Annotated in this window: 15 protein-coding genes; 6 read left to right on the top strand and 9 right to left on the bottom strand. The window is 64.3% G+C overall.

Annotation, left to right across the window (positions count from 1 at the left end):
* The first annotated feature begins 15 nt into the window (after window positions 1-15).
* Complete coding sequence (locus J3E64_RS03115; protein ID WP_253339628.1) at window positions 16-306, top strand: integration host factor subunit alpha; 291 nt, start codon at window positions 16-18, stop codon at window positions 304-306.
* 76 nt (window positions 307-382) lie between these two features.
* Window positions 383-730, top strand: coding sequence for a MerR family transcriptional regulator (locus J3E64_RS03110; protein ID WP_253339626.1), 348 nt, complete (start codon window positions 383-385; stop codon window positions 728-730).
* 12 nt (window positions 731-742) lie between these two features.
* Here J3E64_RS03110 and J3E64_RS03105 read toward each other — a convergent pair whose 3' ends face one another.
* The 4 genes from J3E64_RS03105 to J3E64_RS03090 are packed head-to-tail and all read right to left on the bottom strand — an operon-like array spanning window position 743 to window position 4,957.
* The gene (locus J3E64_RS03105) at window positions 743-1,264 is read right to left on the bottom strand and encodes a GNAT family N-acetyltransferase (protein ID WP_253339624.1); all 522 of its coding nucleotides are present in this window, start codon (window positions 1,262-1,264) and stop codon (window positions 743-745) included.
* The gene (locus tag J3E64_RS03100) at window positions 1,264-1,806 is read right to left on the bottom strand and encodes a histidine phosphatase family protein (protein WP_253339623.1); all 543 of its coding nucleotides are present in this window, start codon (window positions 1,804-1,806) and stop codon (window positions 1,264-1,266) included. The genes J3E64_RS03105 and J3E64_RS03100 overlap by 1 nt, the downstream gene beginning before the upstream one ends.
* Window positions 1,803-4,556, bottom strand: coding sequence for an ATP-dependent DNA helicase (locus J3E64_RS03095; protein WP_253339621.1), 2,754 nt, complete (start codon window positions 4,554-4,556; stop codon window positions 1,803-1,805). Before J3E64_RS03095 ends, J3E64_RS03100 begins: the two co-directional genes overlap by 4 nt.
* Before the next feature lie 41 nt (window positions 4,557-4,597).
* Window positions 4,598-4,957 carry a PilZ domain-containing protein gene (locus J3E64_RS03090; RefSeq protein ID WP_253339619.1) on the bottom strand — a complete coding sequence of 120 codons (360 nt, stop codon included), beginning with the start codon at window positions 4,955-4,957 and terminating at the stop codon, window positions 4,598-4,600.
* A 125-nt stretch (window positions 4,958-5,082) separates the two neighbouring features.
* Here J3E64_RS03090 and J3E64_RS03085 point away from each other — a divergent pair, with 125 nt between their 5' ends.
* On the top strand, window positions 5,083-6,675 hold the full coding sequence (locus J3E64_RS03085; RefSeq protein ID WP_253339617.1) for a lysine--tRNA ligase: 1,593 nt from the start codon (window positions 5,083-5,085) through the stop codon (window positions 6,673-6,675).
* Between the two features lie 192 nt (window positions 6,676-6,867).
* Here J3E64_RS03085 and J3E64_RS03080 read toward each other — a convergent pair whose 3' ends face one another.
* From J3E64_RS03080 to J3E64_RS03070, 3 genes are all read right to left on the bottom strand, one after another.
* Window positions 6,868-7,338, bottom strand: a complete 471-nt coding sequence (locus J3E64_RS03080; protein WP_253339615.1) for an RcnB family protein — start codon at window positions 7,336-7,338, stop codon at window positions 6,868-6,870.
* Between the two features lie 171 nt (window positions 7,339-7,509).
* Window positions 7,510-8,187 (bottom strand): 2OG-Fe(II) oxygenase, encoded by a 678-nt coding sequence (locus J3E64_RS03075; RefSeq protein ID WP_253339613.1) that lies wholly within the window; start codon window positions 8,185-8,187, stop codon window positions 7,510-7,512.
* Between the two features lie 125 nt (window positions 8,188-8,312).
* A complete protein-coding gene (locus tag J3E64_RS03070; protein WP_253339611.1) occupies window positions 8,313-9,206 on the bottom strand; it encodes an RcnB family protein in 894 nt (297 codons plus the stop codon).
* Between the two features lie 243 nt (window positions 9,207-9,449).
* Between J3E64_RS03070 and J3E64_RS03065 the strand changes: the two genes are divergently transcribed.
* The 3 genes from J3E64_RS03065 to J3E64_RS03055 all read left to right on the top strand — a co-directional run bounded on the left by J3E64_RS03065 (window position 9,450) and on the right by J3E64_RS03055 (window position 13,432).
* The gene (locus J3E64_RS03065) at window positions 9,450-9,986 is read left to right on the top strand and encodes a biliverdin-producing heme oxygenase (protein ID WP_253339609.1); all 537 of its coding nucleotides are present in this window, start codon (window positions 9,450-9,452) and stop codon (window positions 9,984-9,986) included.
* Window positions 9,979-12,546 carry an HWE histidine kinase domain-containing protein gene (locus J3E64_RS03060; RefSeq protein WP_253339606.1) on the top strand — a complete coding sequence of 856 codons (2,568 nt, stop codon included), beginning with the start codon at window positions 9,979-9,981 and terminating at the stop codon, window positions 12,544-12,546. The genes J3E64_RS03065 and J3E64_RS03060 overlap by 8 nt, the downstream gene beginning before the upstream one ends.
* A gap of 76 nt (window positions 12,547-12,622) precedes the next feature.
* The gene (locus J3E64_RS03055) at window positions 12,623-13,432 is read left to right on the top strand and encodes a class III extradiol ring-cleavage dioxygenase (protein WP_253339604.1); all 810 of its coding nucleotides are present in this window, start codon (window positions 12,623-12,625) and stop codon (window positions 13,430-13,432) included.
* On the opposite strand, the gene J3E64_RS03050 is transcribed toward J3E64_RS03055, so the two are convergent.
* Window positions 13,417-13,971, bottom strand: a complete 555-nt coding sequence (locus J3E64_RS03050) for a (2Fe-2S)-binding protein (RefSeq protein WP_253339595.1) — start codon at window positions 13,969-13,971, stop codon at window positions 13,417-13,419. The genes J3E64_RS03055 and J3E64_RS03050 overlap by 16 nt on opposite strands.
* Window positions 13,968-14,444, bottom strand: a complete 477-nt coding sequence (locus J3E64_RS03045; protein ID WP_253340239.1) for a DUF2721 domain-containing protein — start codon at window positions 14,442-14,444, stop codon at window positions 13,968-13,970. Before J3E64_RS03045 ends, J3E64_RS03050 begins: the two co-directional genes overlap by 4 nt.
* Window positions 14,445-14,454: the final 10 nt, after the last annotated feature.

The following is a 14,454-nucleotide window of genomic DNA, read 5'->3' as shown; positions in this document are numbered from 1 at the left end:
ATAGAGGGGTCAGGTATGAGCGGCAACGGGACTTTGACGCGAGCGGATCTCGCGGAGAGCCTTAATCGCCATGTCGGTCTGTCGCGGGCGGAAGCCGCGACCCTGGTCGAATCCATCCTGGACCATATGTCGGCGGCGCTGGAACGCGGGGAAAATGTCAAAATCTCCAGTTTCGGGACCTTCGTCCTGAGAGACAAGACCCAGCGCATGGGCCGCAACCCCAAGACGGGCGTCGAAGTGCCTATCGAACCGCGTCGCGTTCTGACCTTCCGGGCGAGCCAGACTCTGCGTGACCGGGTCGCCTGACGGATGCGCATCTTTTTGAGATAGATCGCCTTTTACCAAGGTTGACCTTCTCGCCTGCTGGTGCAACATCTTTGTCATGAAAAAGGTCGAGGGGGCATTTCTGACCATCAGCGAGCTCGCCGATGAGCTTGGGCTTCCTCAACATATCCTGCGCTATTGGGAAACCCGCTTCCCGCAATTGCGGCCTTTGCAGCGGGCGGGAAATCGTCGTTACTATCGGCCCGCCGATGTCGCACTGGCCCGGCGCATTCACGAACTTCTCCATGTTCAGGGCTTCACCGTAAAAGGCGCGCAAAAATCGCTGGGCGACAAGAGTGTCACTACGTCGTCGGAGGAGGACCGCCCCGTTCCCGGTCCGGACAAGGACATATTGGCGCAGCTCGAGCGCGTTCGCGCCGATCTGGCTGCCGCGCTCGGCGCCTGACATCCTGCCCGATCAAAGCGGCCGGGCGTATATCAGGTCGCGAAACGGCACGTCTCCCACCATGAAAGTCAGTTCGCCGATATGGCTGAAACCGTGGCGCGCGTAGAATCGCCGGGCCCGGTCGTTCTGCGGATATACCGCCAGCAGCAACCGCCTTGCCCCGCGCTCTCGCGCCTCGCCCAATATCCGGGCGATGATTTCGTCGCCGTGCCCGCTGCCCTGCCAGCCATGCAGCAGGTAGATGCGCTTCAATTCCACGTCGCTGCCGGCGTCGATGGCGACAGGCAGGTCCGGCCTTGTCAGCATCGCATAGCCGACGGGCGCGCCCATCGGCGTTTCCCCGATCAGGATCGACGTTTCCGGTTCGGCAAGGGCGGCCTCATAATAGGCCTCGCCATGCGCCCCGCGGATATGATCGATCAGCGCGGCGCCGGGATGGTCATGCGCGAAACTCGCCAGGAATGTCGCGCCGCCGAGGATTGACAGGGCGCGCGCATCCTTCGCTTCCGCATGCCGCCAACGGATCGGCGTCATCAGCGCGAACCGGGGCCGAGCGCCGGGTCCAGGTCGCGGGGCCGGGTGAAGCTGGCGAGCGTGGCGGCATTTTCGCGCACCTCGCTCCAGTGATCGATGCCCAGTTCCATGACCGCGATGCTGGCGGTCGGGAATTTGACCTCCACATCCTCGCGCAGCGAACTCGCGCCGTCATCGGGGACGAGATCGAGGATCAGTTCCTCCAGCCCCGGATTGTGCCCGGCCATCAAAACGCTGTCCGCGCTGTCGGGCAGGTCGCGCAGGACGTCGAACAGGGTCGGGGAGGAAGCGAGATAGATGCGCCGGTCCCAGCGGGGCTCCAGCGTCGTACCGAAGCCATCGAAAAACGTTTCCAGCGTCTGCACCACCCGCACCGCCGGCGAAGCGATCAGCGCGTCGAAGCGCATCTGCTTGCGTGCCGCGAATTCGCCCATCGTGCGCGCGGCTTTCTCACCGCGCCGGTTCAGCGGACGGTCGAAATCCCGGGCGACGGGATCGTCCCAGTCCGATTTGGCGTGACGCAGCAGGGTCAGGCGCTTCATTCTCTCTCCCGTTGGCGGTTTGCGGGTTCATCGCCCTGATGCCCTAACGGCATGACTTCGCCAAGACGTTCGCTGCGCGCTGCCGTGCTGACGGCGATGATCGCCTCGTCCAGTGTCATCCGCCTGACGGGGGTGCCGGGCGGAAATGCGGTCAGCAGCCGGCTCGGCATCGCCGCCGACAGGATGACGAACGTTCCGCGGTCCTCCGCCCGGCGGATCAGCCGCCCGAACGCCTGAGCGAGGCGCGCGCGGATCAGTCGGTCGTCATAAGCATTGCCGCCGCCATGCAGCTTGCGTGCGGCATGCAGGACCGAAGGTTTTGACCATGGCACGCCTTCCATCACAACCAGCCGCAGGGAATGGCCCGGCACGTCGACGCCGTCCCGTAATGCGTCCGTTCCCAGCAGGGAAGCGCGCGGATCGTCGCGGAAAATGTCGACCAGGGTGCCCGTATCCATGGGGTCGACATGCTGGGCGTAAAGCGGAAGGCCGCTGCGCGCCAGGCGGTCGGCTATTCGAGCATGAACCGCACGCAGCCGCCGGATCGCCGTGAACAGGCCCAGCGTGCCCCCTCCCGCGGCCTCGATCAGCCTGGCATAGGCGCCCGAAAGCCCGGCAATGTCACCGCGTTTTATGTCGGTGACGATCACTACCTGCGCGCGGCCGGGATAGTCGAACGGGCTCTGCGCCTCGAACCGGGTGGCGCCATGGGGCAGGTGGGCCGCGCCGCTGCGTGCCTCGGCATTCTCCCATTCACCGCCGCCTTTCAGCGTCGCGGAGGTGACGAGCACGCCCTGGGCAGGCTTGAGCACCGTTTCTGTCAGCGGCCGGGTCGGGTCGAGCCAGCGGCGGTGGATGCCGATGTCGAATTCGCGACCCTCGATCCGGTCGACCGCCAGCCAGTCCACGAAATCCGGATCGGCCGGACCGCCGACCCGCGCCAGCAGAGCCAGCCACGCGGCGATCAGGTCGCGGCGCCATCCCAGCGACGCCACTGCGCCCTCTATCCGCGCGCGCGCCGCACCGTCCAGCCAATCGGGCGCGTCCTCGATCACCGCCTCCAGCCGCCGCCCCAGCCGCACCAGTGGCTTGATCAGCGCGTCGAGCGCCAGCGCGGCTTCCTGGGCGGCCTCTACCAGCGCGCCGTCGGGTTCGGCCAATTCTGTTTCCAGGCCATAGCCGGCGTCCGCCTCGCCCGTGTCGGCAGCGCGCGTATAAACGGTGCCGCGTACCGCCGTCAGCAATGCCTCCAGCGGGCCGAACGGCTCACCGGCGACGACGCGCTTCAGCCAGTCGTCGGCTGGGAGCGCCATGGCGGCGTCTATCGCCGCGCGAATCGCCTGCCCCCCTTCCTCGTCGTAGCTGGCAAGGTCGGACAGGCGCGCTGCCAGGCCACGCCGCCTGCCGCGAGATCCGCTTTCCGGCCCCATGATCCATCGCCGCAGCTCGATCGCCTCCTGTCCCGAAAGGGCGACGGCGAATGTCGAATCCGCCGCGTCGAAGAGGTGATGCCCCTCGTCAAAGACGATGCGCTGCGGTCGCTGCCCGGTTTCGCGCCCGCGCGCGGCGTTGATCATCACCAGCGCATGATTGGCGATGACGATGTCGGCATCGGCGCTGGCCCTGGCCGACCGTTCGATGAAGCATTTGCGATAATGCGGACAGCCGGCATAGATGCATTCGCCGCGCCGGTCCGTCAGCGCGGTGGACCCGTTGCGCCGGAACAGCGTGGGCAGCCACCCCGGCAGGTCGCCGCCGACCATGTCGCCATCCTTGCTGAACGCCGCCCATCTCGCCACAAGATGCGCCAATATCGCCGCTCGACCGGAAAAACCGCCCTGCAGGGCGTCTTCCAGATTGAGCAGGCAAAGATAATTTTCCCGCCCCTTGCGCACTACGATACGCTGCGCCGCGACCGCGGGATCGGGGAAGAGGCGAAGGCATTCCCGGTCTAGCTGCCGCTGCAACGCCTTGGTATAGGTCGATACCCATACGGTGCCCTGCGCTTCTGCCGCCCACAGGGACGCGGGGGCCAGATAACCGAGTGTCTTGCCGATTCCCGTTCCCGCCTCGGCCAGCAGCATATTGGGCTGGTCGCGATGGCCGCGGGGCGCGAAGGCGGCGGCCGCCGCCGCGGCATAGGCGCGCTGTCCGGGCCGTGCCTCCGCCCCGTCTCCGGTCAGCGCGTCCAGCCTGTCGAGCACGCGATCCTCGCCCAGAATGATCGTTCGCGCCGCGGGGCGGGCGGGTTTCTCCTCCCATTCGGGCAGCCGGGAAAAAAGCCAGCGTTCCGCTTCCTTCGGCCGGGCGATATGGGGGGCCGCGAGCGGAGCCCACGGCCACCGCAGCCGATGCAGCGCCTGAAGAGCGGTCCATGCGCCTTCCCGTTCGGCCCAGTCGGGCGCATGGAAACGGCCCAGCATCGTGCGCGCGGCATCCTGCAACAGGCCGGGAATGTCCGCCTCGGTGCGCGGCAGCGGCAAATCAAGCGCCTGGGCAAGTCCCTTGGGCGTCGGCACCAGAAAACGAGCAGGATGCAGGAAGGCCCATAGTTCCAGCAGGTCGAGACCATTAAGGTCGGGATAGCCCAGCCTTTGCCCGGCCAGGGGCGCGCCCAGCAGCAAGACCGGGGTTTCGGCGGCCCGTGCGATGGCCTGCCCCTTGGCGACCGCGAGCGTGCGCCCTTCTTCGCGCAGCCATGTACCGCCATGGCTGGCGTGCAGGGCGGGGAGGTCGGCAGGGTCGATCACCCGCTTCGCTTAGGCGAACGGGAACAAAAGGAAAACCTGATTCAGCCCACGCGGCGACCGAACCCGCCGCCACCGGTTGCCGCAGCATGGCGCGGCTGGAATGTCGCGGGCGAGAAACGGGCTGCCCGAGCGATGGTCAACCGGTCGTAGAGCGGCCCTTCGACCAGTTCGAAGGGAAAGCGGATGCCCATCCTGTCCTCTTCCGACCAGCGCACCGTCCCGAATGTGGTAAATCCGTCCAGGTCGATCTGGCATTGGGTGCCTGCTGGCAGGGCGCATCCAATGACCTGAGCACCACCTTCGCTCAGGTCGATGATGTTGCCTTCCAGACTGTCGAGCACGGTCGTAACGACAATGGGAATGTCGACGACGATGCGTTCACGTTTGCGCATGATCTGCATGGGGCCTCCAGACGGCTTTTTATCGGTCATCAGAGTTAACGGAACCTAAATGCGCGGCATTTCCCGCAGCATTTGTCATCAAATCCGTTTTCTTTCCTGCCTCCTGCGGTTAGGGGCGAAACATCATGACCGTTTCCGACATTCTTCGCGCCGCCGCTGTGGCGTCCAAGGCCTGGCCCTATGAAGAGGCCCGCAAGATAGTGAAGCGCTATTCCGGCGCAGTCCCGGACAAGGGCCATATCCTGTTCGAAACCGGCTACGGTCCTTCGGGTTTGCCGCATATCGGCACTTTCAACGAGGTCCTGCGTACCACCATGGTGCGCAACGCCTATCACGCGCTGTCGGATATTCCGACGCGGCTGGTTGCGTTCAGCGACGACATGGACGGGCTGCGCAAGGTGCCGGACAATGTGCCCAACCAGGCGATGCTGGCCGAGCATCTAGGCAAGCCGCTGACGCAAGTGCCCGATCCGTTCGGAAAATATGAAAGTTTCGCGCATCATAACAATGCGATGCTGCGTGCATTCCTGGACCGTTTCGGTTTCGATTATGAATTTGTGTCGGCGACCGATCAGTATCGTGCCGGCGCTTTCGATGAAGCACTCCGTCAGGTTTTGCGCCGCTATCGGGCTATCATGGACATCATGTTGCCCACCTTGCGCAAGGAACGGCAGGCAACCTATTCTCCCGTGCTGCCCGTTTCCCCCAAGAGCGGGGTCGTGCTTCAGGTTCCCGTTCAGGTACTGGACGCCGAGGCCGGTCTCGTCCGGTTCGAGGACGACGGAGAAATGATCGAACACTCGATCCTGTCCGGCGGCGCCAAGCTGCAATGGAAGGTCGACTGGGCGATGCGCTGGTATGCCCTGGGCGTCGATTACGAAATGGCGGGCAAGGATCTGATCGATTCGGTGACCCAGTCTTCGAAAATCTGCCGCGCCTTGGGAGGCCGACCGCCCGAAGGTTTCAATTATGAGATGTTCCTCGACGAAAAGGGCGAGAAAATCTCGAAATCCAAGGGCAATGGCCTGAGCCTCGATCAGTGGCTGACCTATGGTCCGCAGGAAAGCCTGGCCTTCTACGCCTATCGCGAACCCAAGAAGGCGAAGCAGCTGCACATGGGCGTCATTCCGCGCGCGGTCGACGAATATTGGCAGTTTCGCGTCAATTACCCCAAGCAGGCGATCGAGCAGCAACTGGGCAACCCGGTCCACCATATTCATGACGGAGCGCTGCCGCAGGGGGAATTGCCCGTGACCTTCGGTCTGCTGCTCAACCTGGTCGGCGTGATGGGCGACGCCAGCCGGGAGCAGGTTTGGGGCTATCTGCAAAATTATGTCCCCGGTGCGAGCGCGGACACCTATCCTGAACTGGATGCGCTGATCGGCCACGCCCTTGCCTATCATCGGGATTTCGTCGCGCCGACGCTACGTCGCCGCGCGCCCACCCCTGACGAAGCGGCGGCGTTGCGGCGTTTGGACGAGGAACTCGCGGCCCTCCCGGCCGACGCCTCGGCGGAGGACATTCAGAATATCGTCTATGCGATCGGCAAGGACGAAAGCTTCGGCTTCGCCGAGCTTCGCGACTGGTTCAAGGCGCTGTACCAGACCCTGCTCGGCGCCGACCAGGGCCCGCGCATGGGCAGTTTCATCGCTCTCTACGGTGTCGGCAACAGCCGTCGATTGATCGCCGATGCGCTGGCTGCGGAGACCGCTGGCTGAACATCCCCGGAACGGAACATTCACCTGAGATACACGTTGGTGATGCGGTCCACCCCCCTTTCGGACTGGTGATATGCCCTCAGCATGTCATCGGCCGCGTGCGCCCGGAAACGGGCGGCGCGGCCAAGGGGCGGGGTCTAAAAAAGGCCCCGGTCGCGAGACCGGAGCCTTTTTCGTCAGAAGGGGTGCAGCTTACCAGAAGAAGCCCCGGTGCACGTCCACCACGCGGCCGGTCCGCACGTTGACCAGCAGCACGTCGTTATAATGCCGGACCCAGCGCAGATTGGCGCCGGCGCGCGGCAGGCGATAGCGGTAGGGGTCCGCGATATAGTAGCGCGAGCTGTAATAAGCAGGGCGCATCGTCATACCGCGATTCCAGCTTGTGTAGCGGAACGGCGCATTCCAGCGACCGCTGCGATACACGTTGCGGTGGCTGCGGCGATAATCGCGCCAATCTTCCCTCGCTTCGCGCTGGGCATGCCGGACATCGCGACGCTGCTCGCGCACGTCGCGCCGATCGCCGTAGCGCTGCGCCTGGCGAAGTTCGCGGCGTTCTTCGCGCACGCGCTGCTCGCTGCGCCGGGCTTCGCCATAGGACTGGGCCGACGCGACGCTTGGAGCGACGGTGGCTGCCAGCAGGCCCAGGATGATCAGTTTACGCATCTCATATCTCCTGTTCACATGTGGCGGTTGAACCCTTGATGTCGATAATGGGTCCGGCGCCAACAGAAGGAGATATGAACCCGTCTGGCTGAACTGGCCGGGAACGATCCTGTCAGAGTTCAGTCATTTATGTCGCAGAATGTAACCGTGTGCGAGCCCGCTGCCGCGCCTTCAGGACGACCAGGAGCGTTCGCGAAACCATTTGGTGACGACATATTTGACGCCATGTTCGACCGGTCGCGCCGCGTGCAGGCTGAACCGGTTGGGCGCGCCATCGCGATCCATATTGTTCCAGACCAGAATCATGCCTTCGACCGGCGGCACCATGAATTCGCATTGCGGGAAATGCGTTTCTCCTCCGGCCTCGACGGGAGACAGGTAGATCATGGCTGTCCAGGTCCGTTGTCCGCCCTGTACGCGCATCGCTTGCCAATAATCGGCGGCTACCGGGAAATAGTCGCAATGCGCCCTATATTCCTGCCCTTCCGTGTAGCGTTGTCCCTGCAATGTTTCGCCATTGGGCGGGGCCAAGCCGGTAAGTCCGCAGATGCGCTTGGTTATGTCTTCGACCAAAGGCTCCCAGGGCGAAAGGTTGCCGCTGTCGCTGGTGCGATATTGCGCATTGGCGCTGCCGGAAAACAGCGTCGACGGTTTGGCGTTGGCGTCGATCAGCGCGCGCAGGTCCCGGCATTCCTCCTTGCTCAGGAAGCCGTGCCGGCCGTAGATTTCCAGATGCGGTGTGTCGATCCGCCGGACCATCGGGTTGCGATCCAGCCGGGCGCGAACCATATCGCCGATCTGCGCCCGCGTCGCAGAAGGCACGCCACCATCGTCGGGAAAGTCGATCATGAAGGCTGTCCTGCCACAGGCGGCCCGACAAAGAAAAGACCCCGGCGCATCGAAGCGCCGGGGCCAGTGCTCCTGAAGGCCAGTTCAGGGAGCGGGTGGTCCCGACCCGGAGGCCGGGACAAGGATCACCAGAAAAAGTCGTGGATCACATCGACGACATAACCATCGCGAATGTCCACCAGCAGCGCGTCGTCATAATAGCGCACCCAGCGCAGCGATCCGTAGGCGGGCGGAAGGCGGTAAGAATAGGGATCGTCGATCCAGTAGTTGTTGTTGAACAACAAGCCGTTCAGGAAAATCCCGACCGAAAAGCGCCGGTAGCCATAGTCCCAGCCGCGCGGTGCATAATAGCGTCCCACGCGATACCGGTCACTGTAGCGATTGCGATAGCTGTGCCAGTCGTAGCGGCGATCCTGCCGCCAGCCATTGTCCCAGCGCCGCTGGCTGCTCCAGCGGGTCCGATCGTCATAGCGGCGACCGTTGTTCCAGCGGGTTTCGTTCCACCCCCTGTTGTCGGTCCAGCGACGATCATCGCGCCGGTCGTCCCGTCGGTCCGCGCGCCCGTCGCGGCGGTCATCGCGCCTGTCCTGCACATTGTCGCGCCGGTCGTTGCGCCAGTCCCGCCGGTCCGCGCGCTGATCCTGGCGCCATCCCTGACGCTGCTGGGCCCGCTCGCGCGCCGCATTTTCGGCCTGCCGATTGGCGGGCAGTTGCGGATCGCCGCGCCAGCGTGCATCCGGGCGAGGCGGTGCCATCTGGCCCGCAGGACGCTCGCCGCCGCGTTGCTGCCAGCGCTGCGCTTCGGTTTGGGCGCGCGGACGTTCTGCCGCGCGTGAATCGTTGCCACGCTGGAACCGCTCGGCGCGCTGGGGGCGCTCACCACGCTGGGGGCGTTCGCCACGCTGGAATCGTTCACTACTCTGGTTGCGATCCGAATTCTGCGCCTGCGCATAGGCCGGCGCCACACCGGCCAGCATCGTGACGCCCATCAAACCCGCCAGCATCATCTTTTTGAACATGGTCCTGACTTTCCTTCTCCGGGGACGAAACGTCCCGCCATGTTGCTGCGTTATGACATTCGGTTTGTCGCAAGGCTGAACCTGCTTGTCAGCGAACAGAAAGATTCCAAGTTTGGCTTATGGACAAAAAGTCATATTGATCTACCGTCAAAATAATATCGCGCGCGCCTGAAAGGATCATGTGACGCGGAAAAGCTGATGCAGATCAGTGCAGCGGCCTGTGTCTCATCCTAGGACTAACGTGTGAATCAAACCCCCGATGCCGGACATGTGCGCAGGCGGCTGCGCGATGCGACGATGGAAAGCCATGGTCGCGTCGATTCGCTTTTCGCCGAATTCACGCTTGGGTCTGCCGACGGCTACCGCGCATTTCTGACGGCGCACGCCCGTGCCGTAGGCGCATTGGAACCTGTTGCCCGGCCGATGTTGCCGCGCCTGGCTTTGCTCGCACGAGACTTCGCGGAAATGGATGCGGCCTTGCCGGCACCCTTGCCCATGTCACTGCCGGACGGCGATGCGCAGCGCTGGGGCATGCTCTACGCCCTGGAGGGATCCCGTCTCGGCGGGGCGGTGCTGAACCGTGCGGTCGGACCGGGTCTGCCGAATGCCTATCTTTCCGCCACGCATGGCAAGGGTGAATGGGCCGCCTTTCAGCAAACGCTCGACGATGAGGCGGCAAAAGGCGACGAATCGTGGCTGGCCGGCGCGGTGGAAGGGGCTTTGGCAGCCTTCGCGGCGTTTGAATGCGCTGCAAGGGACGAAAGGGTTTCCCATGGCTGACGGCAGTCATGACCAAATTTCGGATTTCGCGGTCGATCTGTCCAACTGTGATCGCGAACCGATCCATGTGCTGGGCAAGGTTCAGCCCTTCGGCTTCCTGATCGCGCTGACTGCCGACTGGCTGGTGTCGCGCGCATCGGCCAATATCCGGGATTTTGTCGGTGTGTCCGCTCCGGACCTGCTGGGCCGTCCGGTCGCCGACATATTCGGGGGCGAGGCGATCCATGCGCTGCGTAACCGGATCACCTTGCTGCGCGGGCCGGATTCGGTGGAACGGCTTTTCTCGCTCGAGCTGGTGCCCGGCTATCCGCCTTTCGATGTCGCCGTTCATTTTTCCGGCCCTCATGTCGTGGTGGAGGCGGAACCCGCCAGCCATGACGAGATGGAAGCCAGCAGCACCGTGCGGTCCATGGTCGCGCGGCTTGCCCAGGCAGAGGGCATGACGGCTTTCCTGCGCGATGGCGCCCGACAGGTACGTGCGCTCACCGGCTTCGACCGGGTGATGGTCTATCGTTTTGCGGGGGAAGGCGATGGCGAAGTCGTCGCCGAAGCGCTGCGTCCGGGCATAGACAGCTTTTTCGGGCTGCATTATCCGGCCTCGGATATTCCGACGCAGGCGCGCGCGCTGTATATGCGGAACATCTTTCGCATCATCGCCGATGTGCAATCGGAACCGGTGCCGGTCCTGCCCGCGCTCGATCCCAGTGGCGCCGCGCTGGACATGTCCCTGTGCCTCACGCGCGCCGTGTCCCCGATACATGTCGAATATCTGAAGAACATGGGCGTCGGGGCGTCGCTGTCCATTTCGATCATTGTCGAAGGCAAGTTGTGGGGCCTGTTCGCCTGCCATCATTACGGCCCGCGCCTTCCGACCTTTGCCCAGCGCAGCGCTGCCGAATTGTTCGGACAGATATTCTCGATGATGCTCGAGGGTCGCGAACGCGCCGAAACCGCGGCCTATGAGGGCAAGGCACGGCAAGTGGCGGACCGCCTGCTGTCGGCAGTCGCGCAGGATCATGACCTGCTGTCCAACGCCCGATGGCTGGGCGACATCATCTTCGACACCGTCCCGGCGGACGGCGTTGGCGTTTACATCGACGGACAGATGACCCTGTCGGGCCTGACACCGGACGCACCGGCTTTTTCAGCCATCGTAACCATGCTCAATCGTGCTGCGGCCAGCCAGGTCTATACTACGGACAATCTGTCGCATCTCCTGCCCGAGGCTGCCGCTTATGCGGACCGCGCGTCAGGCCTGCTCGCCATTCCCCTGTCGCGTCGGCCGCGCGACTATGTCGTCCTCTTCCGCGCGGAACAGCTTCGTTCGGTGCGCTGGGCCGGCAAGCAGGAAAAGCATATCGAATATGGCCCCAATGGCCCGCGCCTTACCCCGCGCAAGAGTTTCGAAGAATGGTCGGAACTGGTGAAGGGGCGGGCACTGCCGTTCGCGCCGGCCGAACTGCGCGTGGCGGAGGCGTTGCGCACGGCCCTGCTCGAAGTCATCCTTCGCCTGTCCGATTCGGCCGACGCAGAGCGGCAAAGGGCGCATGAGAAGCAGGAACTGCTGATCGCTGAACTCAACCACCGCGTGCGCAACATCCTGGCGCTGATCCGTGGCCTGTTGTCGCAGACCCGTGAAAATGCGGGATCGGTCGAGGAGTTTATCGGCACGCTGGAAAGCCGCATCCACGCACTGGCCCGCGCGCATGACCAGATCACGGCTGATCGCTGGAGCCCGGCCCGCCTGCACGACCTGATCGAAATCGAGGCCGGTGCCTATCTTGGCGAACGGCGGGACAAGGTGCGCTTGACCGGCCCCAATGTGCTGCTGACGCCCGGCTGTTTCACGGTGCTGGCGCTCGTCGTGCATGAAATGCTCACCAATGCGGCCAAATATGGCGCCTTGTCGGATAACGGCACCGTGGCGATCGACTGGCGGGTGGATGAAGACGGCAGCCTGTTGCTCGACTGGATCGAAAGCGGTGGACCGCCGGTTGTCGCCCCGACGCGGCGCGGCTTCGGATCGACCGTCGTCGAGCGTTCGATTCCCTACGATCTGGATGGACATGCCGAGATTAATTACCGGTTGGCGGGCATAGAGGCGCATTTCTGCATCCCGTCGCGCCACGTCGTTTCCGTGCTGCCGGATGCGGCGCCGGGCGAGCGGGCCAAGCCGGCTCCGACCGTCGTGCCTGGCCTGCTGAAGGGACGCAATGTCTTGCTGGTCGAAGACAATATGATCATCGCCATGGATGGCGAGGATGCGTTGCGCGATCTTGGGGCGGATGTCATGACCGCAGCGAGCGTCGGCCGCGCGCATGAGGCGATCGCCGTCCATCCCGTCGATCTGGCGGTGCTCGACTTCAATCTGGGACATGAGACCAGCCTGCCGATCGCGGACCTGCTTGTTGAACGCGGAATACCGTTCCTGTTTGCCACCGGCTACGGCGATGGACTGGAACTGCCGCCACGGTTCGAACACATCACCTTGGTCAAGAAGCCCTACTCCGGCGCCACTCTGGCTCAGGCGCTGGCGCCGATGATCAACGCCGAATCCTGACCGGCGGCCGGCACGGAAACGGAAGGTTTCGTGTCCGCGTCTTGCCGCAAGGTCTCGCGGCACCGATGTTGCGATCATGAAACAACCGACATTCTTCATCCCCCATGGCGGAGGTCCCTGCTTTTTCATGGACCCCGATGATCCCGACCGGGTGCATAGCGATCCGATGTGGCATCCGATGCAGGAGTATCTTGCCGGGCTGGTCGCCGGATTGCCGGAGCGGCCGACCGCCATATTGCTGGTATCCGGTCATTGGGAAGCACCGGTGTTCACCGTGCACGACGGGGCGCGTCCGCCTTTGCTGTTCGACTATTACGGTTTTCCCGCCCACACCTATGCATTGCGCTGGGCCGCCCCCGGCGCGCCGGATGTCGCGCACCGGGCGGAGGTGCTCCTTGCCGGCGCAGGTTTTGAAATGGGCAGGGAAAACGCCCGTGGTTGGGACCACGGCGTTTTCATTCCGATGAAAGTGGCGGTGCCCGAAGCGGATATACCGCTGGCCCAGCTTTCGCTGCGCGGCGATCTGGATCCCGCCGCGCATGTGGCTGCCGGACGCGCGCTGGCGCCGCTGCGCGACGAGGGCGTCCTGATCGTCGGTTCTGGCATGAGCGTGCATAATCTGCGCGTCCGCGGTGAGCAGGCGGTCGTGCCCGCCACCGCATGGGACGAAGCGCTGACGGCAGCGGTCACGGATGCCGACCCGCAACGTCGCGCCGAGCGCATCATCGGCTGGGACAGGCTGCCCCATGCCGGGTTTGCCCACCCGCGCGAGGAGCATCTGCTGCCGCTGATGGTCGCTCTGGGTGCGGGCGGAGACGATCCGGCGACCCTGGATCATCGCAGCCGGATGATGGGCTGGACCGTGTCGGGCTACCGCTTCGGCTGAGGCGCGGGGTTGCCCAGCGCCGGCACGCTGCGTGCGGCATCTTCCGGCGTGATGCCGGGCGGCGGCGCGGCGGCCACCTGTTCCTCACCGCGCATGATCCGGCCGGCGCGCCTGATCGCCCCGCGCAGCCGGGGATAGATGCCGCAGCGACAGATGTTGGTGATCGCCGCGTCGATGACTTCGTCGCTGGGGTCGCTGACGCGTTTCAGCAGAACGGACGCGGCCATGATCATGCCGGGAATGCAATAGCCGCATTGCGAGACATTCTCCGCCGCGAACGCCTGTTGCACGGGATGACCGCGATCGGGCGACAATGCCTCGATCGTGGTAACGAAGCGGCCTTCGGTCTTGCCGATGGTCACCTGACAGGACCGCACGGCTTCCCCGTCGATGTCGACGGTGCAGGCGCCGCAGTCGCCGGTGCCGCAACCATATTTGGTGCCTGTCAGGTTGGAAGCATCGCGCAGCGCCCAGAGCAGGGGCGTTTCCGGGTCCATGCGATAGTGCACCGGACGGTCGTTGACGGTGAACTTGGTCACGCGCCGTCCTCCTCGTCGGCCTGATGGTATAACACGTCGTTGCGGATATGGATGGTGCGCGAGGCGAGCCGGATTTCCTGGATGAAGGTGGCGAAGGCGGCGGTCTGGAGCAACATTGCGAAGATGAAGATGAGGGCGATCGCGGTGCCCAGATGCGCATCGAACAGTTCCGCCGCAAACAGCAGCATGACGACCAGGCATATGGAGCAGCCCGATGCGACGGACAGGAATATCGCGCCGTTGACCACGCTCATTCTTTTGTCGAGTACCCGGATTTCCGCGACCAGCCGGTCATGTTCGCCCCCGCGCGAAGCGAGCACCCGTTCCTCGACCTTCCGTGCCCGGTCGATCACGCGCGCCAGCCGCCCGGCACACACGTTTAGGAAGGCGCCCAGTCCCGCAAGCATGAACACAGGGGCGACGGCCAGCTGGATAGTCTGCGCGACCTGGCTGACCTGCGGCAGGGCAAGGATGTCGCTCATG

Origin of the sequence: Sphingobium sp. OAS761 (assembly GCF_024168485.1) — a bacterium.
In the GTDB taxonomy this organism is placed as follows: domain Bacteria; phylum Pseudomonadota; class Alphaproteobacteria; order Sphingomonadales; family Sphingomonadaceae; genus Sphingobium.
This window is presented reverse-complemented; position numbering and strand designations above follow the sequence as displayed.

Bases quoted from the DNA above. Each gene is read 5' to 3' on its own strand.
- J3E64_RS03115 (WP_253339628.1), top strand. From the start codon at position 16: ATGAGCGGCAACGGGACTTTGACGCGAGCGGATCTCGCGGAGAGCCTT.
- J3E64_RS03110 (WP_253339626.1), top strand. From the start codon at position 383: ATGAAAAAGGTCGAGGGGGCATTTCTGACCATCAGCGAGCTCGCCGAT.
- J3E64_RS03105 (WP_253339624.1), bottom strand. From the start codon at position 1,264: ATGACGCCGATCCGTTGGCGGCATGCGGAAGCGAAGGATGCGCGCGCC.
- J3E64_RS03100 (WP_253339623.1), bottom strand. From the start codon at position 1,806: ATGAAGCGCCTGACCCTGCTGCGTCACGCCAAATCGGACTGGGACGAT.
- J3E64_RS03090 (WP_253339619.1), bottom strand. From the start codon at position 4,957: ATGCAGATCATGCGCAAACGTGAACGCATCGTCGTCGACATTCCCATT.
- J3E64_RS03085 (WP_253339617.1), top strand. From the start codon at position 5,083: ATGACCGTTTCCGACATTCTTCGCGCCGCCGCTGTGGCGTCCAAGGCC.
- J3E64_RS03080 (WP_253339615.1), bottom strand. From the start codon at position 7,338: ATGCGTAAACTGATCATCCTGGGCCTGCTGGCAGCCACCGTCGCTCCA.
- J3E64_RS03075 (WP_253339613.1), bottom strand. From the start codon at position 8,187: ATGATCGACTTTCCCGACGATGGTGGCGTGCCTTCTGCGACGCGGGCG.
- J3E64_RS03070 (WP_253339611.1), bottom strand. From the start codon at position 9,206: ATGTTCAAAAAGATGATGCTGGCGGGTTTGATGGGCGTCACGATGCTG.
- J3E64_RS03060 (WP_253339606.1), top strand. From the start codon at position 9,979: ATGGCTGACGGCAGTCATGACCAAATTTCGGATTTCGCGGTCGATCTG.
- J3E64_RS03055 (WP_253339604.1), top strand. From the start codon at position 12,623: ATGAAACAACCGACATTCTTCATCCCCCATGGCGGAGGTCCCTGCTTT.